The organism is Micromonospora sp. WMMD754 (assembly GCF_049315235.1).
Classification (GTDB): Bacteria; Actinomycetota; Actinomycetes; order Mycobacteriales; family Micromonosporaceae; genus Micromonospora; species Micromonospora sediminicola.
In genome coordinates, this window is sequence record NZ_CP186058.1 from 2,094,007 (window position 1) to 2,116,996 (window position 22,990).

Consider the following 22,990-nt stretch of genomic DNA (forward strand, 5'->3'; position numbering starts at 1 on the left):
GTCAGGCCTCCAGTTCGGCCGGGCGGCCCGCCGACTTCGCCTGGGCGTGGTCCAGCCGGGCGTGGACGATGAGCCGCTGGTAGTTGTCGAACTTGGGGTTGCAGGTGGTCAGCGTGAGCAGCTTCTCGGTCGCCTTCCGGTCCGGTTTGCCCGGCACCGGCGCGACCACCTCCACCTGGGAGGGCTTGACGATCCGCTGCTGGTAGACCCGGTAGACGAGCCAGTCGGTCTTGGTCTCGACCACGATGACGTCGTCGGCCTTCAACTCGTCCAGCCGCCAGAAGGTGGAGCGGATGCGGTGACCGGCGACGGAGAAGTTGCCCACCTCGCCCGGCATGGCGCTGTCCGGGTAGTGGCCCGGGGCGTACCGGATGTCGTCCGGGCTGACGCCCTCCACCACCACCCAGTGCTTGTCGAACTTGGGGATGTAGAGGCCGGCGACGGGCTTCCCCTCGGCCGGCGGCTTCGGCTTCACGCTCGGCCCGGTGGTCGGGCCGACGGTCGGGTCCGTCTCCCACTCCCGGGCGAGCTGACCGCTCAGGTCGCTCTGGTGGGCGTCGACGATGACCGACTTGCCCCAGATCTCGTAGCCGGCGAAGAGCAGCACCACCAGGCCGAAGGTGATCAGTACCTCGCCGGTGCCGCGAATCACCGAGCGCAGCCGGGAGCCCGTGGTCGGGCGGGTCAGTTCGGAGTAGACGCTGCGGTAGCCCTCGCCGGTCTGTTCCGGCCGGAGCTGCACCACCCGCTCGCCGCGCCGTGGGCGCGGCGGCTCCGCCGGTGGCTCGTCGCCGCCGTCGCCGGTGTCCTGCACCGGGGGTACGGCGCCCATCAGCGCTGTGGAGTCCAACCGCGGATCGGCGGGCGGGTGGCTGACCGGGCGCAGCACCGCCGTCGCACCCGGGTCGCCGGGCTGCTCGGGGCCGGCGCCGTGCCGTCGCGACGCGCGGGCACGCGGCTCGGACGCGCCGGCCCGCTCTCCCACCGGCGGCAGGAAGTCGGTCGGCCCGTCGGCGGGGGCGGCCGGTCGGATCGGGCCGGGAGCACCACCGCGAGCGCCGGACGGAGTCGCCGGCGCGCGATCCGGGTCGGCGTGGTGCTCGGAGGGGCCGACGGGGCCCGGCGGGGGTTGGTCGGCGCGGGCCGTCGGATCGAACCGGCGGCCGGACGGCCCCGAGAAACGCCGGTCCTCGGGGGTGGCCGGGCCGCCGACTCCGCTGCGGCTGTCGGAGCGGTACGGGTCGGCGGGCCGGGCATCCGCGGGCCCGGACGGCCGGTTCTCGATCGCTCGCCCACCCGCCGTCCCGGGGCCGTCCGGGTGCCGGCCGTCCGGACCGGTGGGCGGGCGGCCGAGGCCGCGCGCCGACCGCGGGGCGTCCTCGTGGGGCGGAGGCGGGTACGCCTCGACGCGCGGCGCGGACCGGGTCCCGGCGTGGGGCGACGGCGGATACCCCTCGGCGCGTGCCGGCTGACGGGTCTCGGGGTGGGACGAGGGCGGGTACGGCTCGGCGCGTGCCGGCTGACGGGTCTCCGGGCGGGGCGACGACCGGTACGACGGGGGGCTGGTCTCGGTGTGGGGCGTCGGTGGGTAGCCCTCGGCGCGCGCCGGCCCGTGCGGCTCGGCTCGTGCCGCGGTGCTCGACGGACGGGCCTGGTTGCCCGGCCAGGCGGGCGGGGGCGGGGCGCTGGGCCGGCCGCCCGCGTCGCCGTGGCCGTGGCCGTGGTTGCGGCGTTCCGGCTCCCGGCCGCCGGTCTCCCGGCCGCCGGTCTCCCGGCGGGCGGGTTCGCGGCGGGTGGGTGTGCGGTCGCCGACGCCACGGCCGTCGGGTGCGCGGTCGCCGACGTCCCGGCCGTCGGGTGCACGGCGGCCGACGTCCCGGCCGGCGGGGTCGCCTCGGTCCGGCCCCTGGCCACGGGGATCCCACCGGTCGGGTAGCCCACGGCTCGGGTCACCGGCGCCAGGGTCACGGCCCACGCCACGGACGTCGAGTTCACGGCCCAGCCCACGGGCACGGAGGTCACGGCTCAGGTCACCGGCGTCAGGGTCACGGCCCGGGCCACGGGCGCCCGGGTCACGGCCGCCGAGGCCGCGACGGGCCGGGGACGAGTGGGTCGGGCCGGCGTCCGGCCAGGGCAGGTCGAGCGGGGGCCGCGCCGGGGCGGGCGCCGGACGGTCGACGGTGGGGAGGAACGCGGTCGGCTCCTCGTGCGGGTCGTCGGCGCGACCGTGGCGTTCCGCGGGGCGGTCGCCGGTCACCTGGGCACCGTCGCCGATTGCAGCGCGGTGGAGTCCTCGAACGCCGGCACGGTGACGGTGGAGACCCGCTCGACGTAGCCGAGCTGGTAGTGGTCGGCCACTTCCTTGAACACCCGGACTCCCTCAGAGGCGGCGAGCGCCCGCTGGAACTCCGCGGGATCGCCGATGGCCACGATCTTGAAAGGAGGGGAGTAAACCCGGCCGTGCAGCAGCAGGGTGTTACCGACGCAGCGTACCGCGCTGGTGCTGAGGACGCGGACGTTCATGATTGACATGGCCTCCGCGCCGCCGGCCCAGAGCGCGTTCACGACCGCCTGCACGTCGCCCTGGTGCACGACCAGGTCGTCGTTGCTGGCGCCCTTGGGCAACGGCTGGCCGGGGCCCCAGTCGGCGTCGTTCAACTCGATGGTGATCCCGGTGCCGGTGAGCGCGGTGAACCCGGCGGCCTGCCGGCTGGCGGCGGCCCGGTCCCGCTGGAGCTTGACCGGCCCGTCGGTGCCGGCCAGCGCCTCGGTCTGCTGCTCGACCTCGTCGCGCAGCCGCGCCGCCTTCGCCTCGCTGGCCGCGACCTGCTCGCGCCGGTCCTCGATGAGCTGGGTGAGCTGTGGCCGCCGGTCCTCGCGCAGCGAGGTGCCGCCGGCGGTGGTCGCGGTGGTGGTGAAGAGCAGCCCCGCCGCGGCGGCGATCAGGGGCACGCCGATCGACCAACCCGGGCGGCGCTGACGCGCTCGTCGGGGCAGCAGACCGGCAACCGCGCGGCGGAGGACCTTCTGCCAGGAGGCGGCGCCGGACGTGTACTCCACCGGGCGTTCCCTTTCCCGTCGTCTCGTTCCGGCCCGCGCCGATGCGAACCGACCTGCTCGACCCGAAAAGTCCCGCTCTTTTCGGTCACTCCGTGCACCGGCCTGACCCCATTCGTGGCCTGGACGGTCCGTCGGGACTACGCTAGCTGTCGAACATTATTGGCCATGGACCGTCGCCCCCGCGCCCGGTTGTCAGGCCGGACGAGGTCGTACCCCCCTCTGGAGAGCGTCGTGCCCAAGTCTCAGGTCCGCAAGAAGAAGGTGTACACCCCGCCGACGGACGTCCGCCCGACGGCGACGGCGGCGACGCGCAAGCCTAGCCCGGTCTGGCTGCCGATCACCGCCGTCGCGCTGATCGCGGTGGGCATCGGCTGGCTGGTGATCTACTACCTCTCCGAGCAGGCCTACCCGGTCGCCTCGTGGGGTTACTGGAACCTCGCGGTGGGCTTCGGCGCGATGGTCTCCTCGCTGATCCTGCTCTCCCGCTGGCGCTGAGTCGCCCGGTCGCACGTCACGCCACGCCGCCCCTGTCCGGCACCCGGACTCCGCTGCACCTAAGGTGTCCGCAGGGCGGCGTGGCCGGTGCGAGAAGACTCACGTTACTGCTGGGTAACCTTCCGCGTAGGCTGCACTGACAAGCAGCAGACCGGGAGGCCAACTCGATGGGCAGCGTCCAGATCGTCACCACGATCCTCGCGGCCGCCATCACCGCCGTTGCGGTGTGGCTTGCGGTGCGCGCGGTCATGAAGATGACGGCCGTCATCCGGCTGGGGCAACCCGCGCCGGAGCGGTTCGCCGACAAGGGCGCCCGCACGAAGAAGATGCTGGTGGAGACCGTCGGTCACACCCGCATGCTGAAGTGGAGCGTGGTCGGCGCCGCGCACTGGACCGTCATGGTCGGCTTCGTCGTGCTGTCGCTGCTGGTGCTGGAGGCCTACTTCGAGGTCGTCACCCCGACCGGTGGGTTGCCGATCATCGGGTCCTGGACGATCTTCGGTCTGGTCACCGAGTGGATCGGCATCCTCGGCCTGATCGGCATCGTGGTGCTGATGGCGATCCGGCTGCGCAACCGGCCCGGTCGCGCCGAGAACCGCTCCCGCTTCACCGGCTCGACCATGTGGCAGGGCTACTTCGTCGAGTGGATCGTGCTGCTGGTCCTGATCTTCGGCTTCGTCATCCGGGGCTTCAAGGTCGCCACCGACCACTTCGAGTACCCGGTCTGGGCCACCCCGCTCAGCCACGCCGTCGGCGCCGCGCTGCCGGGCTGGGAGAACGGCGCGAGCATCGCCGCGCTCATCAAGATCGTCATCTCGATGACCTGGCTCATCGTGATCTCGCTGAACGTCACGATGGGTGTCGCCTGGCACCGGTTCCTGGCCTTCCCGAACATCTTCTTCAAGCGCGACCCGGAGAAGCCCGCCGGTTCCGGCCTGGGCCCGCTGCGCCCCATGACGAGCGAGGGCAAGCCGCTCGACTTCGAGGAGGCCGACCCGGAGAAGGACCAGTTCGGTGTCGCCCAGGTCGAGCAGTTCAGCTGGAAGGGCCTGCTCGACTTCAGCACCTGTACCGAGTGCGGCCGGTGCCAGTCGCAGTGCCCGGCCTGGAACACCGGCAAGCCGCTGTCGCCGAAGCTGCTCGTGCTCAGCCTGCGCGACCACGCGTACGCCAAGGCGCCGTACCTGCTGGCCGGCGGCGGCAAGGACCTGACCGGCGAGGAGAAGGCCACCGAGGCGCAGCTCGCCCACATGGACGTGCTGGCCCTGGCCGAGGCCGACCGCCCGCTGATCGGCACCGCCGAGGAGGGCGGCGTCATCGACCCGGACGTGCTCTGGTCCTGCACCACCTGCGGCGCCTGCGTCGAGCAGTGCCCGGTGGACATCGAGCACGTGGACCACATCGTCGACATGCGCCGCTACCAGGTGCTGATCGAGTCGAGCTTCCCCTCCGAGGCCGGCGTCATGCTGCGCAACCTGGAGAACAAGGGCAACCCGTGGGGCGCCCCGCAGAACACCCGTGAGGACTGGACCAAGGGCCTCGGCTTCGAGGTGCCCCGGGTCGGCGAGGTCGACGACTTCGAGTACCTGTTCTGGGTCGGCTGCGCCGGCGCGTTCGAGGACCGGGCCAAGAAGACCACCCGCGCGGTCGCCACGCTGCTCGACGAGGCGGGCGTCTCCTTCGCCATCCTGGGTGAGGGCGAGACCTGCTCCGGTGACCCGGCCCGGCGCATCGGCAACGAGTTCGTCTTCCAGATGCTCGCCCAGCAGAACGTCGAGACGCTGAACGAGGCGTTCGAGGGCCGGGAGAAGAGCAAGCGGAAGATCGTCGCGACCTGCCCGCACTGCTTCAACACGCTGGGCAACGAGTACGGCCAGCTCGGCGGCGAGTTCGAGGTGGTGCACCACACCCAGCTGCTGGCCCACCTGGTCAGCGCCGGCAAGCTCACCCCGGTGCAGCCGGTCGACGGTGGCGTGACCTACCACGACCCCTGCTACCTGGGCCGGCACAACCGGGTCTTCGCCGCTCCGCGTGAGGTGCTCGGCGACTCCATCCAGGGCGAGCTGACCGAGATGCCGCGCAACAGCGAGCGCTCCTTCTGCTGCGGCGCCGGCGGCGCCCGGATGTGGATGGAGGAGAAGATCGGTAAGCGGATCAACGTGGACCGGGTCGAGGAGGCCATGTCCACCGGCGCGAAGACCATCGCGGTCGGCTGCCCGTTCTGCTCGACGATGCTCAACGACGGGGTGAACGGCAAGGGCGCCGGCGAGGACGTCGAGGTGGTCGACGTGGCCAGCGTGCTGCTGCGCTCGGTCAAGCCGGACGCGCCGGCCGGCGAGAAGGAGACCGCTCCGGCGGCCGGCTGAGGCGTACCCCGGCGGGAAGCCGGACCACGACGGCGGCGGCACCCACGCGGGTGCCGCCGCCGTCGTCTCAGCTGGTCGTGGTGACGCTGATGGCGGCGGTGGCGGTGGTCGCGACGATCACCGCGGCCTGCATCTCCTCGATCGCCTTCTTCACCGCGGCGGAGGCCCAGTCACCGGCGGCGATCTCGGTCATCCGGGCCTTGACCCGGTCCTTCGGCAGCTCGCGGAAGAGCTTGCGATCCAGGCCGACCGCCCGGGTCAGGGTGAGCAGCGCGGCGGTCCGGGCGTCGACCGGGCCGTCGCCGACCAGCGCGTCCACCATCCGCCGCCGGGCCGCCGTCTCCACCGCCGGCTCCGCGCCGGTCGGCGAGGGATAGCGGGTACGCGGGAAGACCAGCAGCACCCGGTCGGAGTCGCGGCGCAGCGCCCCGGAGCCGACCAGACCGTCGAGCACCCGGTCCGGCAGTCCCTTGGCGAGCTTGCCGATCCAGTCCTTCGGCTTGCGGGGCCGCCCGGCCCCGACGGTGGCCAGCGCCTCGTCGAGCAGGGGCACGCCGGTGGGGGCGGGGTCGGTCACCACCAGCCGCTTGTCCACCACCTCCACCCGGCGGGCGAGGGCCAGTTCCAGCAGCACCGCCCCGGCGAGGCCGTAGTCCAGATGGGGGCGGCCGAGCCGGTTCGTGCCGGCGTCGTCGTAGGCGAGCAGGACCAGTTCGTCGGTGAGCAGCAGGCCGTCCATACCCGCCACGCTACGGGTGCCGCACCACCGGCGCCCACGTGCCACAATCACGCCCATCGACGGCCTGTTGGTTCTGACGCTGTTGCCCCTGGTCGGCTTCGTGCTGCTGACCGCGGGCAACGCCTTCTTCGTCGCGGCCGAGTTCGCCCTGGTCACGGTCGACCGCGCGGAGATCGACCGGCGGGCCGACGAGGGCGACGGACGGGCCGCCACGGTGCGTCGGGCGCTGCGGGACCTGTCCTTCCAGCTCTCCGGCGCGCAGCTCGGCATCACCATCACCGCGCTGCTCACCGGCTATCTGGCCGAGCCCGCCCTGGCCCGGCTCGTCGCGCCGGCCCTGCACCCCTTCGGCGGGGCGGACCGCTTCTCCGGGCTGCTCGCCCTGGCGCTGGCCACGCTCGTCTCGATGCTCTTCGGCGAGCTGGTGCCGAAGAACCTGGCGCTGGCCCGCCCGATGCCGGCGGCCCTGGCCACGGCCGCGCCGATGCGGGGGTTCTCCCGCGCCTTCGGCTGGCTGATCCGGCTGCTCAACAACTCGGCCAACCGGCTGGTGCGCCGCCTCGGCGTGGAGCCGCAGGAGGAACTCGCCAGCGCCCGTTCCCCGGAGGAGCTGGGACTGCTGGCCGCCATCTCGGCGCGGGCCGGCGCGCTGCCGCCGGACACCGCGATGCTGCTGCGCCGCACCATCCGCTTCGGCGACAAGCGCGCCGCCGAGGCGATGACCCCCCGGGTGGACGTGATCGCGTTGCGGGCCACCGCCTCCGTCGCCGAGCTGCTGGAGGCGTCCCGGCGGACCGGCCGGACCCGGTTCCCGGTGTACGAGGAGACGCTCGACCTGGTCACCGGTGTCGCCGGGGTGCCGGACGCGCTCGGCGTGCCGCTGGCCCGTCGGGCCGGCACCACCGTCGCCTCGGTCGCCCGGGAGCCGGTGTACGTGCCGGAGAGCCTGGACCTCGACGGGGTGCTGGCCGCGCTGAAGGACGCCGGCGCGGACCTGGCCATCGTGGTCGACGAGTACGGCGGCACGGACGGCGTGGTGACCGTGGAGGACCTGGTCGAGGAGTTGGTCGGGGAGATCGCCGACGAGTTCGACCCGGACGCGGTGGGCGGCGGCTTCGGGCCGGCGGAGCTGACCGTGCCCGGTGGCGAGCGGACCGTCCTGGTCGACGGCGTGCTGCGGGCCGACGAGCTGGTCGAGCAGACCGGCTTCCGGCTGCCCGAGGGGCCGTACGAGACGTTGGGCGGGTTCCTGATGGCCCGGTTCGGCCACATCCCGGTCGCCGGTGAGACGGTCGACGAGGCGGGCTACGAGTTCACCGTGGTGGAGGTCGACCGGCATCGGATCGAGCAGGTCCGGGTGGTCCGTCCCGAGGAGCCCGACGACGGTGCCTGAACTGCTGGTCGCCCTGGTGCTGCTGCTCGGCAACGCGTTCTTCGTGGGCAGCGAGTTCGCGTTGATCGCGTCCCGGCGCACCGTGATCGAACCGCTCGCGGCGACGTCGAAGCGGGCGCGCTGGGCGCTGGCCGCGATGAACCAGATCCCGCTGATGATCGCCGGCGCGCAGCTCGGCATCACGGTCTGCTCGCTCGGCCTGGGCGCGATCGCCGAGCCGGCGCTGGCCCACCTGCTGGAGGTGCCCTTCGAGGCGCTCGGACTGCCGGCGTCGGCGGTGCACCCGGTGGCGTTCGTGATCGCGCTGGCCGTGGTGGTGTTCCTGCACACCGTGGTCGGCGAGATGGTGCCGAAGAACATCACGCTGGCCGGGCCGGAGCCCTCGGCGTTGTGGCTCGGCCCGGCCATGCTCGCGTTCTGCCTGGCCACGAAGCCGCTGCTGGTGGCGATGAAGTGGTCGGCGCGGCAGGTGCTGCGGTGGTGGCGGGTGGAGGCGACGGACGCGGTCAAGACGGTGTTCACCGCCGAGGAGTTGGCCGGCCTGGTTTCCCAGGCGCGGACCGAGGGGTTGCTGGACGCCGAGGAGCACGCCCGGATCACCGGCGCGCTCGCCCTGCACAGTCGTACCGCGGCCGACGCCCTGCAACCCTGGTCGACGGTGACCACGGTGGCCGAGGACGTCTCACCGGCCTCGCTGGAGGTGCTGGCGACCCGCACCGGCCGGTCACGTTTCCCGGTGGTGCAGCGGGCCACCCGCCGGGTGCTCGGTTTCGTGCACGTCAAGGACGTGCTCGGGTACGCCGGGGCGAGCCGTCGGGCCCCGGTGCCGGCCGACATCTACCGGCCGCTGGCCGTGGTGCCGCCGGACCGTACGCTCGCCGATCTGCTGCTCGCGATGCGCCGCGAGCGCCGGCACATGGTGCTGGTCAGCGACGGTCGTCGGCCCCTCGGCGTGGTGACGCTCGACGACGTATTGACGGCCATCGTGGGCAAGTGAATGAACACCCTTGGTGTGCAACCGATTGCGGATACGTGATTGAACAAAAGGTCGCCTTGATTCCACCCGGGTGCTTTCCCTAATGTGGGGCACCGACCGCTGTGGGTCGTCTGCCTCGACCTTCCCTCTCGCGAGGCGCCCGGCGGTCGGTTGCAAAGGAGTCCGTGCCGGTGGCAACCATGCCCCCTCGACGTCACGCCCCGAGCGCTCGACCCGGCCGTCCGGCCGGGTTCCACCGGGTGGTACGCCGTCTCCTCACCCTGGTCGCGGCCGCCGCGGTCGGCGCCGGGATGCTGGCGGCCCCGGCGCACGCGGCGCCCTCGGTGGACGAGATCGACGCCCAGATCGACAAGCAGTGGGAGAAGCTCGAGCCCACGATCGAGCAGTACAACAAGGTCCGCTCCCTGCTCAAGGTCAACAAGAAGAAGTCCGACGACCTGCGGAACAAGATGGTGCCGCTGGAGCTGGCCTCGACGCTGGCCATGAACAAGGTCGGCGACATCGCCGCCCGCTACTACATGCGGGGCCCGTCGCAGGAGATGGGCGCGCTGCTGGTGAGCACCAAGCCGGGCACGCTGGCCGAGCAGCTCGTCATGCTCGACCGGATCGCCGACGACCAGCGCAGGCAGATCGCCGGTGTGCTTGCGGCCCGCGACAAGTTCAACCGGGAGAAGCGCAAGCTCGACCAGCTGATCGAGACCGAGCTGAAGCAGGAAGCCCAGCTGGCCACGCAGAAGAAGCAGATCGACGCGGAAATCAAGCGGCTGACCGCGATGCTGCCGGTGACCTCGATCCGTCCGGCGGGCTGCCCGGCCATCGACGGCGTGGTGAGCAGCGCCGCGCGTACCGCGATCAAGACGGCGTGCGCCCAGGTGGGCGACCCGTACGTGTGGGGCGCCACCGGCCCGAACTCGTTCGACTGCTCCGGCCTGACCCAGTACGCCTACAAGGCGGCGGGCATCTCGCTGACCCACTTCACCGGCGCCCAGTGGAACGAGGGCCGTCGGGTCTCCCGGTCCGAGGCCAGACCCGGTGACCTGGTCTTCTTCGGCAGCGACCTGCACCACGTCGGGCTCTATCTCGGCAACGGGGTGATGGTCCACGCGCCCCGGACCGGCAAACCGGTCCAGGTGTCGAGCATCAGCACCCAACCGCTCGCCGGCTTCGTCCGGGTCAGCTGACCCGTCCGCGCCACGGAAAGGCCCCCGGTCCAGCTGGACCGGGGGCCTTCTCGTGTCGGTGGGCCGTTACCGTGGCGCGCCGATCGGCGACGGCAGGACCAGCACGTCGTCGAGGTTCACGTACATGATCCGGTGACCGAACTGGACCTGCACGTAGCGGTTCTCGCCGCGCACCACGGTCCGGTCACCCGGCGCCGAGCCGTCGAACGAGACCGCGCGGTAGTACTCGCCGGGCAGCACCCCGCCGACCGCGTACCGCTGGCCCGCCGCGAGCGTGTACTGCAACGGCGAGATGGTCTGGTAGGGGATGGTGTCCGGGTAGGCGGCCTGCTCCGGGTAGGCGCGGCCGTACACCGGGATCGTGGCCCTGCCGGGCCGCGGGGTCACCACGAAGCCGGTGGCCCACTTCGCGGTCGGCGCCGACGCCGGGTTGAGGAACCACGCCTTCTGGCCGAGGTACCAGATCGCCGTCCAGTCGCCCTGCCGCCCGGCCACCGCGTACGTCTGGCCGGCGGAGGCGCGGGCGCCGTGGTCGGAGATGTACATCGTGTCCGGCGTGCCGTCCGGGCGCAGCCCGAGGTCGTTGACCAGCGGGGCGTCCGCGCTCGGCGCGGTCCGCAGGACCACCGCGGAGGAGCCGCGCGACGGGCAGGTCTCGGCCGGCGGGGTGGGCGTCGGGACGCCCGGCGGCTGCTGGTTGCAGCCGACGAACGCCGGCCGGTTGGTGGCGAAGTCCGGGTCGATGGTGACCAGCCCGGTGCGGGCCGTGCCGGTGCTCCGGAACGGCGCCTTCATCAGGTCGAAGTAGTGCGACCAGTCCCAGTAGGGGCCCGGGTCCCAGTGCATGCCCTTCACCGTGCCGGCGGTGGTGCCCGGCACGTTGTCGTGCCCGATGATGTGCTGCCGGTTGAGCGGGATGCCGAACTTCAGCGCGAGGTGGCGGACCAGCTTGGCCGAGGCCCGGTACATCGCCTCGGTGTACCAGGTGCCCTGACCGGCGAAGCCCTCGTGCTCCAGGCCGATGGACTTGGCGTTGACGTACCAGTTGCCGGCGTGCCAGCCGACGTCCTTGGCCTTGATGTGCTGGGCGACGTAGCCGTCCACCGAGCGCAGCGTGTAGTGCCAGCCCAGGTAGTCGGCCCGCTTGACCAGGTCGACGCTGGGGCCGAAGTAGCCCTCGGTGTCGTGGATGACGATGTATTCGATCTTCTGCTGCTTCGGCCGGTTGCCCAGGTCGTGGTTGCCGTAGTCGCCCGGGTCGGCGCTGAGCTGCTCGTACGGCGCGGGGATCCACTCACAGGCCAACCGGACCGGGCACTCCAGGCCGTCCGGCCGCTGCGCGTGGCGCAGGCCGAGCCGGGCCAGCCGGGACCGGTCCGGCCGGGCGGTGGTGGCGGCCAGCGTGACCCGCTGCCCGTCGTCGGTGGTCCGGGTCGCGCCCTGGCCGAGCTGGTCGTAGACCTCGTCGGCGAAGGCCGCCGCCGCGTCGGCGGTGTCCGCGCCGGAGTAGCGGGCCACCGCGCCGTACCAGGCCGCCGCGTCGGTGCCGGCGCCGACCGGCCCGCCCAGTGCCTTCTGGTAGGACGCGAGCAGCGCCGCGCCACCGCGGATGTTCGCCGCCGGGTCGGTGCGCAGCGTCTGCGCGTCGAGCCCGGTGAGCGTCGCGGCGGTGTCGATCGTCTGCAGCGAGGCGCGGGGCAGCGGGGTCTCCCGTGCCGGCGCGGCGGCGGTGGCCGGGTCGAGGGTGAGCGGGCGGGAGTCGTCGCCGCGCGGGTCCTCGTCCTCGTCGACGTGGGCGCTGCCCGGGGTGGCGAGGACGTGCGCCGCGTCGGTCAGGTGCATCGGGCCGTAGCCGCCGCTGGTGCTGGGCTGGCCCGGGTGGGTGTCCCAGCGGGACTCCAGATAGGAGACGCCGAGCAGCACGTTCTGCGGCACGCCGTACTCGGTGGCCGCGGCGGCGTACTGCTGCTGCCGGTCGGTGGCGGGTCCGGCCGTCTCCGGCGCGGCGGTCACCGGGCCGGTGACGGCCAGCGCGGTGGCGGTCGCCACGGCGGCGGCCAGCAGTATCCGTCCGCCCGACGGCGGGGTGGAGAGGTGCATCGAACCTCCTGGACAGGGATGGGGGTCACTGCGTCCCCACCCTCACTCCGCAGACCCGCGAGGGTCAATACCTTTCCAGCAGGTAATCCTTAATGAAAGAAAACTTCACCCAGGTGTCGGTACGGAGTGTCACGGCGTCCCGAGTTGCGGATCGATAACGACGGCTCCTACTCTGGTGAATCGTCGGCCGCCAGTCTCACCGTCCAACCCGGTCGGTGACGGTCCGACACCGCCGAGTCGCCCACGGGCGAGCCGGGGAACCAGGTACCTGGGGTGAATCCGCAGCGGAGCTGCGGTAGGGCGGCTCCCTTCCCGTCCGAATCCGTCAGCTAACCCGGTAGGCGGTCAGGAAGAAGGAGTACGGACGCCCGGTGGCACTCCATGCCCCGCGGCCGTCGTCGAGCCGGTCGGTCGACCGGCACGTCGTCGCGCCGCGTTCCCGCTGGTCCCGCTTCACCACCGCCCTCGCCGCCCTGGTCGGCACCGCCGTCGTCCTGACCGGCGGCGCCACGGCGGCCCACGCCGAACCCTCGGTCGCCGAGATCGAGGCCCAGATCGACCGCGACTGGAACAAGCTCGAACCGGTCATCGAACAGGTCAACGCCGTACGCGAGCAGCTCGCGGTGCGGCGCAAGCAGGCCGACGCGCTCGGCCGGCAGATCGCCCCGCTGCAGGCCCGGGTGGACGCGGCGCTCGGCCAGGTCGGCGGGCTCGCCGCCGACGCGTACAAGGGCGACAACCTCTCCACCGTCAACGCCCTGCTGGGCAGCCGCTCGCCGGGCGACCTGGTCAGCGGCCTGGAGCTGCTCGACCGCTTCGCGCACCACCAGCAGGAGCAGGTGCGTGCCGTCGCCGAACTGCGCGACGAGCTGGCCGCCAAGAAGCGGCCGCTGGACCAGATGGTCGCCGACCTGAGCCGCACCGAGGCGCAGCTCGCGACGAAGAAGAAGCAGATCGACGGCGAGATCGCCCGACTGCAGAAGCTACGTCTGAAGGTCTACGGCAACGGCGGCGGCGGCCCGCTGCGCCCGGCGCCCTGCCCGTCCGGCTACCCCGGCGGCGCGGCCGGGGTCGCGGTCAAGTTCGCCTGCGCCCAGATCGGCAAGATCTACGTCTGGGGGGCCGCCGGCCCGGACCACTTCGACTGCTCCGGCCTGACCATGGCCGCCTGGGCCAAGGCCGGGGTCTCGCTGCCGCACAACGCCCGGCAGCAGCACGACGTGACGAAGCGGGTCAGCCGGTCCGAGCTGCGCGCCGGTGACCTGGTCTTCTACTACGGCGACCTGCACCACGTGGGGATGTACGTGGGCGACGGCTGGGTGGTGCACGCGTCCCAGTCCGGCAAGCCGATCACCATGAAGCGCGTCGACGACGGCGACATCAACAGCTACGGCCGCCCCGCCTGAGGTGTAAGGAAGGGCCCCCTCTTAACGCATTCTGCATAGGAGGGGGCCCCTCTTAACAAGCGGCGCTCGGCGTCAGCGGGTCGGCCAGGTGCGCCAGCTCTGCCAGGACCGGCTCGGCGTCGGGCCGCGCTGGCCCTGGTAACGCGATCCGTAGACGGCCGAGCCGTACGGGTGCTCGGCCGGCGAGGAGAGCCGGAAGATGCAGAGCTGACCGATCTTCATCCCCGGCCAGAGCGTGATCGGCAGGTTCGCCACGTTGGACAGCTCCAGCGTGACGTGGCCGGAGAAGCCCGGGTCGATGAAGCCGGCGGTGGAGTGGGTCAGCAGGCCGAGTCGGCCCAGACTGGACTTGCCCTCCAGCCGCCCGGCGAGCTGGTCACCCAGCGAGATGACCTCCAGCGTGGAGGCGAGCACGAACTCGCCCGGGTGCAGCACGAAGGGCTGGCCCTCCGGCACCTCCACCATCGACGTCAGGTCGTCCTGCTGCACCGACGGGTCGATGTGGGTGTAGAGATGGTTGTTGAAGACCCGGAACAACCGGTCCAGGCGTACGTCGATGCTGGACGGCTGCACCAGCGTGGGCTCGAAGGGCTCCAGCGCGAGCGTGCCCGACTTGATCTCGGAGACCAGGTCGCGGTCGGAGAGCAGCATCGGAACACCATAGCGACCGGTACGGGTGACCTGCGTGTCGCACTACTTCTTCGTACACGTGTTCGATAGAATGTCCGCATGGCTTCCTGGTCCGAATTCGCCGCCGACGAGCCCCGCCTCGCCGACGAGATCCGCCTTCTGATGCAGCAGTACGGGCCGGGCTTCGGCTACCTCGCCACGGTCCGCGCCGACGGCGGCCCCCGGGTGCACCCGGTCTCCCCGGTGATCACCGCCGACGGGCTCTGGTGCTTCGTCATCGACTCCCCGAAGCGCCGCGACCTCGAGCGGGACGGCCGCTACGCGCTGCACTCCTTCCCGCCGGAGGAGAGCGACGACGAGGCCTACGTGGCGGGCCGGGCCCGTCCGGTGACCGATCCGGCCACGGTGGCCCGACTGGCCCGGGTCGCCCGGGCGGCGCCGCAGGGTGACTGGCGGCTGTTCGAGTTCACCGTCGACGTGGCGATGCTGACCCGACGCGACCCGGTGGCCCAGCCGGGTGCCGGCCGGCCGCAGATGCGGGTCTGGCTCGACCCGCGGGGCGCCACGCCGGCATGCCGTGACCCGCTCGCCGCGGACGGCCGGCGCGGCCGGCACGGCTTCGACACCCGCCGCCCGGCTGCCTGAGCCGCCTGCCGAAACGACAGGTGCCGGCCCCGTCCGAGAACGGGACCGGCACCTGTCGTGTGGTGCGGGTGAGGTCAGGCAGCGCGGTAGGCGTTCCACGCGGTGAGCATGCGGCTCGCCTGGCCGGCGGTGAACTGGTACATGCAGGAGTCGTAGGTGTAGTCCATGAAGTTGGTGATCGGGTCCTTGCCGGCGGTGGAGCAGGTGTCCCGGCCCGTCGGGCACTGGTAGGCCGGCGACGCCTCGGCCGGGGTGTCCGAGACGCTGTCACCCGAGCCGGAGCAGCCGCCCTGGAAGGTGTGGTAGAGGTTCAGCCAGTGGCCGACCTCGTGCGTACCGGTGTCGCCCTGGTTGTAGTTGGTCGCCGTGCCGCCGGGCAGCGACTCGCTGAGCACGACCACGCCGTCCATGCTGTCCAGCTTCCGCTTCGGGAAGGTCGCCCAGCCGAGCAGGCCGTCGCTCAGCTCGCCGAGGTAGATGTTGAGCGTGTTCTTGCCGCCCGTGCGCAGCGAGGTCTTCATCGAGCGCTCGGCCGAGGAGCCCTGCACGATCGGGTACCACGACGGGTTCGTCACCCGGTTGATCTTCGTGAGCTGGAACGCGAACGCGGTGGCCGCGCCGCCGGTCGAGCCCGCGTACGACTGGTTGAGCACGGTGATCTGCTGGTTGATCAGCGAGTCCGGGATGTTGCCGCCGGCCCGGGTGCTGTTCTCCTGGATCACGTGCACCACGACCGGGATGGTCACGGAGGCCAGCGGGGTGACGGTGGGGCCGGTCCGGAAGTTGGCCCGCTCGCGCTGCGCGGCGGCGAGGTCGGCCTCGCGCTCGCGGACCTGCTGGGCGGTCAGGTGGTTCGGGTCGAGCCGGGGGTGGCCGCCCTTGGCGACGCGGGCGTCGGCGTGGCCGTGGGTGTCGGCCGGCTCGGCGCAGACGCCGGCCGGGGCGGCCGAGAAGGCCGAGGCAGCGGGGACGACGCCGACGGCGGCGGTGCTGAGCAGCAGCGCGAGGGTCGACGTCGCGACACCGGCGGTACGCCGGGTCAGCAGGTTGGGACGGGGTCCCATGGGCCCACCTCTTTCTGACGGCGTGGCAGGGGGTGTGTCACGCCGGGTCGGAAACGTGGAGCAGACGTTACATCCCATCGACGGATTTGAGAACGCCCATATGTTGCCGGCACGCAACATCCTTGATCCACTCCGGCGCGGCGGCGGGGCGGGGTGCCTGGGTGCACGGGCGTGGTGACCTCAGGTACAGTGGTGCCGCCTGCGGGTGTAGTTCAATGGCAGAACATCAGCTTCCCAAGCTGACAGTGCGGGTTCGATTCCCGTCACCCGCTCCAGCACGAAGGCCCTGGCCAGGACTCGCCTCCCGGCCAGGGTCTTCGACGTTCCACCGGCCATCAGCGCCCGTCCGGCCGCCACGGGCCACTGGCCACCGCCGTCATCAGCACGGCCCGCAGCAGTCAGTACGCCCTCGCGGCCGTCGTCTCCGAGACGCCGTTGCCGAGCAGCCTCGCCCGCCACTCGCGGATCATCGGCGTATCCAAGCGGCTCAGCTCCACCCCGCCCAGGTACGGGGTGATGCCCCTGCCGAGGCAGCCACCGGTACAGCGCCGCCTCAGCAGCCTGTCCAGGGCTGATGTTTCCGGATGTGCCCTCCCGTGCCCGCCGCTTCGCTCCTACGTGAGGGGGTCGGTGCTGATGTGGAGCACCATCCCGACCAGAGCCAGCACATCCACCGTCAAGAGGACGAGGTGTGCATACCGGTACCGGCGCACCATCGTGCCGGCTGCAAGTGTCGCCGGCGTGTGGTCCAAGAGCGCCGCGATCTTGTTCAAGCGCGTTTGGTACCCGCCCGGACGCACCCGGTTGTAGCCGCCTACGCCCGGGGTCAGGGCGGCAATCGGAATGGGCGAGTGTCCGGAGACCTGCAGCTCGATGCTGAACCCATCGATGCGGACTCCCTCAACCAGTGACCGCGGAACGCCGTATCTGACGAGCGGATTGCCCACGACGACATGCGTGCGGGTCACCGCCACGAAGGCAGCCGGCCCCGCAAGGTACATGAGCAGCACAAGCGTGCCGATCGGCGTAAGAAACAACAGCAGTAGTGTCTGTGGGGTGTAGGGGATGCGGGAGGGCGCCACGAAGACGAAAATGCCGGCCGCCGTTAACATGGCGATCGCCAATAGGGCGAGCGGGTCATTCCGCCGGATCATGGCCTCAACTCCCCATCAGGCCAGCTGACCGTCCCACGCTGATACGGTCAAGGTCACCAACTGCACCGAGGGCTCCGGTCTGCGTCGGTGCCCCAGGCTAGCGGCAGGTCCCACACCGGCTGACAGCAGTTCTGACCTTTGCAAGGCAGGGTCATGATGTACGCGTGGCGTGGAATGCGCGGAAGGCACTGGACCGCTGGTGCGGGCGTACACCCGGAAAGGCAGCACGAGTTGGGTGGTCCCTCGCCTTCCTTGCTGGCTACGCGCTATGGGGCTGGGCCGTGCACGACTGGGCCGATGCCCACGGCTACCGCGGCTTGCTCGATGGATGGCGCCCGTGGTACTTCGCCGTCGCCGCCGTGACCTACTGGCCGCCTGTGTGCCTCCTCTGGTGGTCGATGTTCCCGAGGACAGGACTACTTCCTTGGATGCGCGGGTGAAGGAGCCGGCCGGGCCATCCACGGGCCACAAGGTGGTTGTCGCCAAGGGCCAAACCAGTCCACGTGAGAGCGCGCCGGACGGGCGTAGGGCCGCCTGCGCAGCCGATCTTGTGAGATTCCCAAGTGCCGATGGCGCGCCATTAGCTCTGCTCGGAGGAGGCCGCCATGCCTACAAAGCTGACCCGGGACGAGGCCGTCGCCCTTGTTGAGCGGATCATGCGGCTCGACTATGCCGACGAAACCGAACTGAACAACTGGCTGGACAGACTCGATCGGGACCTCGTCTATCCCGCCGTCTCCGAGCTGATCTTCATGATCACCCCAGAGTTGACGGCCACCGAGGTTGTCGACCGTGCTCTGGCTTACCGGCCGATCGGAATGCGTGCCGTGCCGTGGTCCGAGCCACCGGTCAGCCAGTGCCGTGACCATGAACGTTGACCGGAGATCCCGTTTCGGGCGACGACGACGCCTCCCGGCCGGGCTGGGCCTGGTGCGCGGATCGTCGATGATGTCGTTGCGGGTGCTCATGGGGCCTACGGCGCTCGGCGTTGTCGCGTCACATGAATGGAGGTCGGAAGTGCCGATCGACATGAACGAGGTGCGCGTGTGGCGACTGGGCCGCATAACGAGGGTCTTCGCCGGCCTGCTGTTGGGCGTCATGACCATTGTGGCGGTAGCGGTCTTCGCCTACCAGGCTTCCACGCCCGACGGCGACCTGCGGCCGGCGCTCGCCATCGCGGTGCCGTACGGCTTGCTGGGATTTCTGGTGTGGCGGCAGATATTCCATCCTCGGCTGTCCGTGGATGCCGAAGGACTGATCCTGCGCGGCCCGTGGCGTACGACGCGTGTTCCATGGCCAGCCGTGGTTCGGTGTGATCCGGGCTATTTCGGAATCGCCATCACCTGCGCCGACGGCAGTTGGGTGATGGCTCCCGCGCCGCAGAAGTCGAACCTGAGCCGCTGGCTCGGACGTGGAACCCGAGCGGACGACGTCGCCGACTATCTCGAACGGCGTGCTCGTGAGCACCGACGGGAGGCGAAGCAACCGGCGTACCGGGTGGGTGACGACCTGGCTGAGGACAGGTAGGGCCCCGGCCAGGACTCGCCTCCCGGCCAGGGCCTTCGATGTTCCGCTCACCTCACCGGACGGCCCTCAGGTGTCGGGCGAAGAACCGGTTCCCGTCGTCGCCCTCGTGTACCGGGATGCCGGTGTGCCCGCCCATGTTGGCGTGCAGCGTCTTCGCCCGGGAGCCGAACGCGTCGAACAGGTCCAGCGCCAACTGCCGGTCGTTCCCCTCGTCGTCCCACTGCAGCAGGACCAGCAGTGGGATGGTGACCTGCCGCGCCTCCTCGAACATGACCCGGGGCACGTAGCTCCCGGCGAACAGCGCGGCGGCCGAGATGCGCGGCTCGACCACGGCCAGCCGGACGCCGATGGCGATCACGCCGCCCGCGTACCCGACCGGGCCGTCGATCTCGGGCAGCGCGAGGAGCGCATCCAGGGCGGCGCGCCACTCGGGGACCGCCTGGTCGACCAGGGGGAGGACGAGCCGTTCGACGATCTCGTCGGCGACCGGTTCGCCGGCCTGGATCGCGCGACGCAGGTCGGCGCGGGCCTGATCGGCGGCGGCGGAGCGGGGCCGGGCGCCGGCGCCGGGCAGTTCGAGGGTGGCCGAGGCGTAGCCCGCCGCCGCGGCGTGCCGGGCCCGGGCCGCCAGGCGCGGATACATCCGGCGCAGGTCGCCGGGGTGGCCCTGCAGGATCAGCGGCGTCGGCCCGGATGCCGACGGCGGCGTCCACAGGATGCCGGGGATCTCGTCGAGGATGAACTCGCGCTCGCGTACGCCGTCGTCGAGGCGTCGTTCGGAGATGAATCGCACGGTCGTGCCCTTCGGGAGTGCGCTGAACGGCGCTCCCGGACGACCTATCGCCCGACCGTGACCCCGGAGGGGAGCACCCGCGTCGATACGTTCACGGGTACCACCTCCTCGTCAGCTGCACGGCCTCCGGCACGGTAGCAGTGGCCGCCGAGGGGCCGCCAACGGTTTTCCGCGCGGGTCAGGGCGCGTAGTCGGGGTGGGCGACGGTCTCCGCGACGCGGGTCAGCCAGTGGAGGTCGTTGGCGCGGGATTCCGGGCCGGCCCCGGAGTGGAGGATGCTGTCGAGGAACGCGGCGACGTCGTCGAGGTGCCGCTCGGCGCGGTAGTAGCTCAGCGTCGTCGGGTCGGGCTCGTAGGGACCGTAGCCGCGACGGAAGAGGTCGGCGCGGCGCGCGTCGACCGGATGGTCACCGAAGTCCCGGCTGAGGACGAACATCAGGTCGCGCTCGCGCGGCGCGAGGATCGGCGCGTCCCAGTCCACGACGTGCAGGGGACCGGCGCCGTCGGCGATCAGGTTGCCGGGGTGGATGTCGGCGTGGCAGATGACGTGTCGACCCCGGGGGACCCGGGCGGCGAGGTCGTCGACCAGTGCCGACAGCCGGTGCAGCGCGTCGCCGTACCGGTGCCAGAACCCGCCCAGGTCGGGGCTCGCCGCGGCCTGCCCGCTGAGGGCCCGCAGCCGCTCGCCCGCGCTCGACCGGTACGTCTCCGCGGGCAGCGCCGCGGCGACCTCGGCGCTCGGCGTGATCGCGTGCAGCCGACCCAGGAACTCCCCGTACTCGGTCCACTGCCGGTCGGTGAGCCCTCGACTCCAGAGGCTGCCGCCGTCGTGGAACGGGTAGAGCAGCAGCTGGTGGTCCCCGAACTCGCGTCCGCCGCCACCGTCGGGCGGGTCGATCGGCGCGACGACCTGCCGGAGGCCGTGCGCGCGGAGGAAGCCCGGCAGCAGGACGGCCGCCCGGGTGAACGCGCCGTGCCGCAGTTTCAGGAAGTAGCGCTGGCCGTGGGCGGTGTCGACCCGGTAGGCCCAGGCGCGCCCGTCGAGCCCGACCGGCAGGAATGCAAGCTCGGCAACGTCCACGGCCCACGCGGCACTCACCGTGGCGGCCAGCGCCCGCTCGTCGACGTCGGGCTTGTCGATCACCACCAGAGCGTCGCAGCCCACGCCGAGGCCGACAACGCGATTTTCGCGGAACCCACCGACGTCGACGTCCGCGCCGCCCACCTGGCCGGCGCTGACCGGTCGGGCGTCAGGATGCCTGGCGGACGCGCATGTCGGCCAGCCAGACGTCGGCCAGCTCGGAGAGCGGGACGCCGAGGGCCTGGCTGAGGCAGACCACGGTGCCGAACGCCGGCGCGGGGAGACGACCCGCCTCGATCTTGCGCAGCGTCTCGGGGGAGATGCCGGCCGCCAGTGCCACCTCGCCCAGGCTGCGCCCGGCGCGCGCGGCCCGGAGCGCGACCCCGAGGCGTTGGCCCGCGGCGATCTGTTCGGCGGTGAGCGGTTGGCGAACCATGCGAGCAGGATATCCCTCCGGGAGGCGGCGCCGGACCGGCGTGGTATAAAAATACCGCATCGGAGAGGGAGGCTGTCGTGATCGAGCTGAAGTCCGTCGAGGAGATCGACCGGATGGCGGTGACCGGCCAGTTCGTCGGCGAGCTGCTCGCCGAGCTGGGCGCCGTCGCCGACGTCGGCGTGAACCTGATGGACCTCGAACACCACGCCCGGCGGCGGATCAAGGAGCGCGGCGCCGAATCCTGCTACTGGGACTACGCCCCGTCGTTCGGCCGTGGGCCGTTCCGCAACGTGCTGTGCCTGTCGGTCAACGACGCGGTGCTGCACGGCCTCCCGCACGACTACGTCCTGCGCGACGGCGACCTGCTCAGCATCGACATGGCCGTCGGCATCGACGGCTGGGTCGCCGACTCCGCGCTCTCCGTCGTCGTCGGCACCCCCGACCCGGCCGACCTAAAGTTGATCGAGGCCACCGAGGTCGCGCTGGAGGCCGCCATCGCCGCCGCCCGGCCTGGCGCCCGCCTCGGTGACGTCTCCGCCGCCATCGGCGAGGTCGCCGGCTCCTACGGCTACGGCGTCAACGGCGAGTTCGGCGGCCACGGGATCGGTCGCACCATGCACGAGGCCCCGCACGTGGCCAACAGTGGCCGTCCCCGCCGTGGCCTGCGGCTCGACCCCGGCCTCACCATCGCCATCGAGCCCTGGTTCTGCCGCACCACCGACAAGATCAAATTCGACGAGGACGGCTGGACGATCCGCTCGGCCGACGGCTCCCGCACCGCCCACTCCGAGCACACGGTCGCGATCACCGAGGCCGGACCCCGCGTCCTGACCCGCCGCCCAGCCTGACGGCATCCACCGGCGCGTTCGATCGACTCCAGCTCGGGGAGGTGGCGGGGTCGCGGCCCGTTGGATGCCGCCACCTCGGCGGTCTGGTGTGGATCATAGGGCCATGAAGGAACCGTACGTCCTGGGTCGCGGTGCGGGCCCCCGGTGGACCGTGCACCCGCCCGTCGATCCGTACGGGGACGGCTACGTCCACACCGCCGTGATGGAGTTGCGGGAGGACGGGCTGACCGCGTCGACCGTGGCGGAGCTGGACGGCGTACCCATGGCGGGGCCGCAGGTGACGACGCTGCCGGCCTTCCTCGACGGGCTGGCGGCCGGCTGGACCGGGTGGCCGGGGGCCCGGACGTGGCGCTCGCTGGGTGGGCAGCTCGCCCTCGACGCGCGGCACGACGGACGTGGACACGTGACGCTGGGCGTGACCCTGCGCCGGCCCGGTCACGACATCGACGGCACGGCCTGGTCGGCCCGGTGCGTCTTCGTGCTGGAGGCGGGCGAGGAGACCAGCCGGTTCGCCCGCGACCTCGGCGCCCTGCTCGAAGCGTGACCGGAGCGGCGCACGGCCGCCCCGGTCAGACCGGAGATTCCCGGGTCAGGTCGCGGACGTGGCGTAGCCCCGGCTCGCCGCCCAGGTCCACCTCGCCGTCCGGCACGAACCCGGTACGCCGGAGCACGGCCAGCGAGGCCGGGTTCGCCAGCGCCGCCGACGCGACCAGGCGGCGTAGGCCGTACTCGTCGCGGGCCAGCTCGCAGACGCGCCGGACGCCCTCCTGGGCGACGCCGCGCCCGGCGGCGCGTTCGGCCACCCGGTAGCCCAGCTCGGCGCTTCCGTCGGCCACGTCCACGAGGTTGAACCGTCCGATCACCCAGCCGTCGTCGTCCACCAGCACGTGGAAGTGGCACGTGCCCCGGTCCTGCTCCAGGAGCAACGCCACCTGCCGGTCGGCGAACTCGTCGAAGTAGTCGTCGCCCCGGTCGGGCACGTACCGGGCGAAGTAGGCCCGGTTCTGCCACTCGAACCGGTAGACGAGATACGCGTGGCGGGCGGCGAGGCGTTCGAGCTGCGGCACCGCGCCAG

The 22,990-nt window shown here is 71.9% G+C and carries 22 protein-coding genes, 1 tRNA gene and 1 riboswitch; of the genes, 12 read left to right on the forward strand and 11 right to left on the reverse strand.

Features of this window, described 5'->3' with window-relative positions; all coding sequences use genetic code 11:
* Window position 1: 1 nt before the first annotated feature.
* Together ACN27B_RS10100 and ACN27B_RS10105 are read right to left on the reverse strand one after the other, a co-directional pair.
* Window positions 2–2,257, reverse strand: coding sequence for a class E sortase (locus tag ACN27B_RS10100; RefSeq protein ID WP_422744608.1), 2,256 nt, complete (start codon window positions 2,255–2,257; stop codon window positions 2–4).
* Window positions 2,254–3,060 (reverse strand): DUF881 domain-containing protein, encoded by an 807-nt coding sequence (locus ACN27B_RS10105; RefSeq protein WP_091566060.1) that lies wholly within the window; start codon window positions 3,058–3,060, stop codon window positions 2,254–2,256. The genes ACN27B_RS10100 and ACN27B_RS10105 overlap by 4 nt, the downstream gene beginning before the upstream one ends.
* A 231-nt stretch (window positions 3,061–3,291) precedes the next feature.
* On the opposite strand from ACN27B_RS10105, the gene ACN27B_RS10110 reads away from it, so the two are divergent.
* Complete coding sequence (locus ACN27B_RS10110) at window positions 3,292–3,555, forward strand: cell division protein CrgA (RefSeq protein WP_091566056.1); 264 nt, start codon at window positions 3,292–3,294, stop codon at window positions 3,553–3,555.
* Between the two features lie 167 nt (window positions 3,556–3,722).
* Window positions 3,723–5,921, forward strand: a complete 2,199-nt coding sequence (locus ACN27B_RS10115) for a (Fe-S)-binding protein (protein ID WP_422744611.1) — start codon at window positions 3,723–3,725, stop codon at window positions 5,919–5,921.
* Window positions 5,922–5,988: 67 nt separating this feature from the next.
* Here ACN27B_RS10115 and ACN27B_RS10120 read toward each other — a convergent pair whose 3' ends face one another.
* Window positions 5,989–6,660, reverse strand: a complete 672-nt coding sequence (locus ACN27B_RS10120; RefSeq protein WP_422744613.1) for a GOLPH3/VPS74 family protein — start codon at window positions 6,658–6,660, stop codon at window positions 5,989–5,991.
* An 82-nt stretch (window positions 6,661–6,742) separates the two neighbouring features.
* Between ACN27B_RS10120 and ACN27B_RS10125 the strand changes: the two genes are divergently transcribed.
* The 3 genes from ACN27B_RS10125 to ACN27B_RS10135 all read left to right on the forward strand — a co-directional run bounded on the left by ACN27B_RS10125 (window position 6,743) and on the right by ACN27B_RS10135 (window position 10,231).
* On the forward strand, window positions 6,743–8,053 hold the full coding sequence (locus tag ACN27B_RS10125; protein WP_422745892.1) for a hemolysin family protein: 1,311 nt from the start codon (window positions 6,743–6,745) through the stop codon (window positions 8,051–8,053).
* Window positions 8,046–9,050 (forward strand): hemolysin family protein, encoded by a 1,005-nt coding sequence (locus tag ACN27B_RS10130; RefSeq protein WP_422744615.1) that lies wholly within the window; start codon window positions 8,046–8,048, stop codon window positions 9,048–9,050. Before ACN27B_RS10125 ends, ACN27B_RS10130 begins: the two co-directional genes overlap by 8 nt.
* Before the next feature lie 170 nt (window positions 9,051–9,220).
* Window positions 9,221–10,231: a C40 family peptidase gene (locus tag ACN27B_RS10135; protein ID WP_099164848.1), complete on the forward strand. Its 1,011-nt coding sequence runs from the start codon at window positions 9,221–9,223 to the stop codon at window positions 10,229–10,231.
* 66 nt (window positions 10,232–10,297) lie between these two features.
* Here ACN27B_RS10135 and ACN27B_RS10140 read toward each other — a convergent pair whose 3' ends face one another.
* On the reverse strand, window positions 10,298–12,331 hold the full coding sequence (locus tag ACN27B_RS10140) for an N-acetylmuramoyl-L-alanine amidase (protein ID WP_099163131.1): 2,034 nt from the start codon (window positions 12,329–12,331) through the stop codon (window positions 10,298–10,300).
* A 220-nt stretch (window positions 12,332–12,551) separates the two neighbouring features.
* A riboswitch (cyclic di-AMP (ydaO/yuaA leader) is annotated at window positions 12,552–12,689 on the forward strand.
* A 13-nt stretch (window positions 12,690–12,702) separates the two neighbouring features.
* Here ACN27B_RS10140 and ACN27B_RS10145 point away from each other — a divergent pair.
* Complete coding sequence (locus ACN27B_RS10145) at window positions 12,703–13,737, forward strand: NlpC/P60 family protein (protein ID WP_396824590.1); 1,035 nt, start codon at window positions 12,703–12,705, stop codon at window positions 13,735–13,737.
* 72 nt (window positions 13,738–13,809) lie between these two features.
* On the opposite strand, the gene dcd is transcribed toward ACN27B_RS10145, so the two are convergent.
* Window positions 13,810–14,388, reverse strand: a complete 579-nt coding sequence (dcd, locus tag ACN27B_RS10150; RefSeq protein WP_091566035.1) for a dCTP deaminase — start codon at window positions 14,386–14,388, stop codon at window positions 13,810–13,812.
* A gap of 78 nt (window positions 14,389–14,466) precedes the next feature.
* On the opposite strand from dcd, the gene ACN27B_RS10155 reads away from it, so the two are divergent.
* On the forward strand, window positions 14,467–15,012 hold the full coding sequence (locus tag ACN27B_RS10155) for a pyridoxamine 5'-phosphate oxidase family protein (protein WP_422744619.1): 546 nt from the start codon (window positions 14,467–14,469) through the stop codon (window positions 15,010–15,012).
* A gap of 74 nt (window positions 15,013–15,086) precedes the next feature.
* Here the strand turns inward: ACN27B_RS10155 and ACN27B_RS10160 are convergent, their stop codons facing one another.
* Entirely contained in the window at window positions 15,087–16,076 is a 990-nt protein-coding gene (locus ACN27B_RS10160) for a zinc metalloprotease (protein ID WP_422744621.1), read from the reverse strand.
* Between the two features lie 201 nt (window positions 16,077–16,277).
* On the opposite strand from ACN27B_RS10160, the gene ACN27B_RS10165 reads away from it, so the two are divergent.
* Window positions 16,278–16,351: transfer RNA gene (locus tag ACN27B_RS10165), tRNA-Gly, on the forward strand.
* Between the two features lie 339 nt (window positions 16,352–16,690).
* On the opposite strand, the gene ACN27B_RS10170 is transcribed toward ACN27B_RS10165, so the two are convergent.
* Window positions 16,691–17,230 carry a hypothetical protein gene (locus tag ACN27B_RS10170; RefSeq protein WP_422744623.1) on the reverse strand — a complete coding sequence of 180 codons (540 nt, stop codon included), beginning with the start codon at window positions 17,228–17,230 and terminating at the stop codon, window positions 16,691–16,693.
* Between the two features lie 605 nt (window positions 17,231–17,835).
* On the opposite strand from ACN27B_RS10170, the gene ACN27B_RS10175 reads away from it, so the two are divergent.
* Both ACN27B_RS10175 and ACN27B_RS10180 read left to right on the forward strand, forming a co-directional pair.
* Window positions 17,836–18,108 (forward strand): e9imm peptide, encoded by a 273-nt coding sequence (locus ACN27B_RS10175; RefSeq protein WP_099163127.1) that lies wholly within the window; start codon window positions 17,836–17,838, stop codon window positions 18,106–18,108.
* 139 nt (window positions 18,109–18,247) lie between these two features.
* Window positions 18,248–18,757 carry a PH domain-containing protein gene (locus tag ACN27B_RS10180; protein WP_422744625.1) on the forward strand — a complete coding sequence of 170 codons (510 nt, stop codon included), beginning with the start codon at window positions 18,248–18,250 and terminating at the stop codon, window positions 18,755–18,757.
* 52 nt (window positions 18,758–18,809) lie between these two features.
* Here the strand turns inward: ACN27B_RS10180 and ACN27B_RS10185 are convergent, their stop codons facing one another.
* The 3 genes from ACN27B_RS10185 to ACN27B_RS10195 all read right to left on the reverse strand — a co-directional run bounded on the left by ACN27B_RS10185 (window position 18,810) and on the right by ACN27B_RS10195 (window position 21,067).
* Window positions 18,810–19,550: an alpha/beta hydrolase gene (locus tag ACN27B_RS10185; protein ID WP_422744627.1), complete on the reverse strand. Its 741-nt coding sequence runs from the start codon at window positions 19,548–19,550 to the stop codon at window positions 18,810–18,812.
* A 178-nt stretch (window positions 19,551–19,728) separates the two neighbouring features.
* Window positions 19,729–20,694: a phosphotransferase enzyme family protein gene (locus ACN27B_RS10190; protein ID WP_422744629.1), complete on the reverse strand. Its 966-nt coding sequence runs from the start codon at window positions 20,692–20,694 to the stop codon at window positions 19,729–19,731.
* Window positions 20,695–20,800: 106 nt separating this feature from the next.
* Window positions 20,801–21,067 carry a helix-turn-helix domain-containing protein gene (locus tag ACN27B_RS10195; RefSeq protein WP_422744631.1) on the reverse strand — a complete coding sequence of 89 codons (267 nt, stop codon included), beginning with the start codon at window positions 21,065–21,067 and terminating at the stop codon, window positions 20,801–20,803.
* A gap of 77 nt (window positions 21,068–21,144) precedes the next feature.
* On the opposite strand from ACN27B_RS10195, the gene map reads away from it, so the two are divergent.
* Both map and ACN27B_RS10205 read left to right on the forward strand, forming a co-directional pair.
* Window positions 21,145–21,915: a type I methionyl aminopeptidase gene (gene map, locus ACN27B_RS10200; RefSeq protein ID WP_422744633.1), complete on the forward strand. Its 771-nt coding sequence runs from the start codon at window positions 21,145–21,147 to the stop codon at window positions 21,913–21,915.
* 103 nt (window positions 21,916–22,018) lie between these two features.
* Entirely contained in the window at window positions 22,019–22,459 is a 441-nt protein-coding gene (locus ACN27B_RS10205) for a DUF6228 family protein (protein WP_099163122.1), read from the forward strand.
* A gap of 25 nt (window positions 22,460–22,484) precedes the next feature.
* On the opposite strand, the gene ACN27B_RS10210 is transcribed toward ACN27B_RS10205, so the two are convergent.
* On the reverse strand, window positions 22,485–22,982 hold the full coding sequence (locus ACN27B_RS10210) for a GNAT family N-acetyltransferase (RefSeq protein ID WP_099163121.1): 498 nt from the start codon (window positions 22,980–22,982) through the stop codon (window positions 22,485–22,487).
* Between the last annotated feature and the right edge of the window lie 8 nt (window positions 22,983–22,990).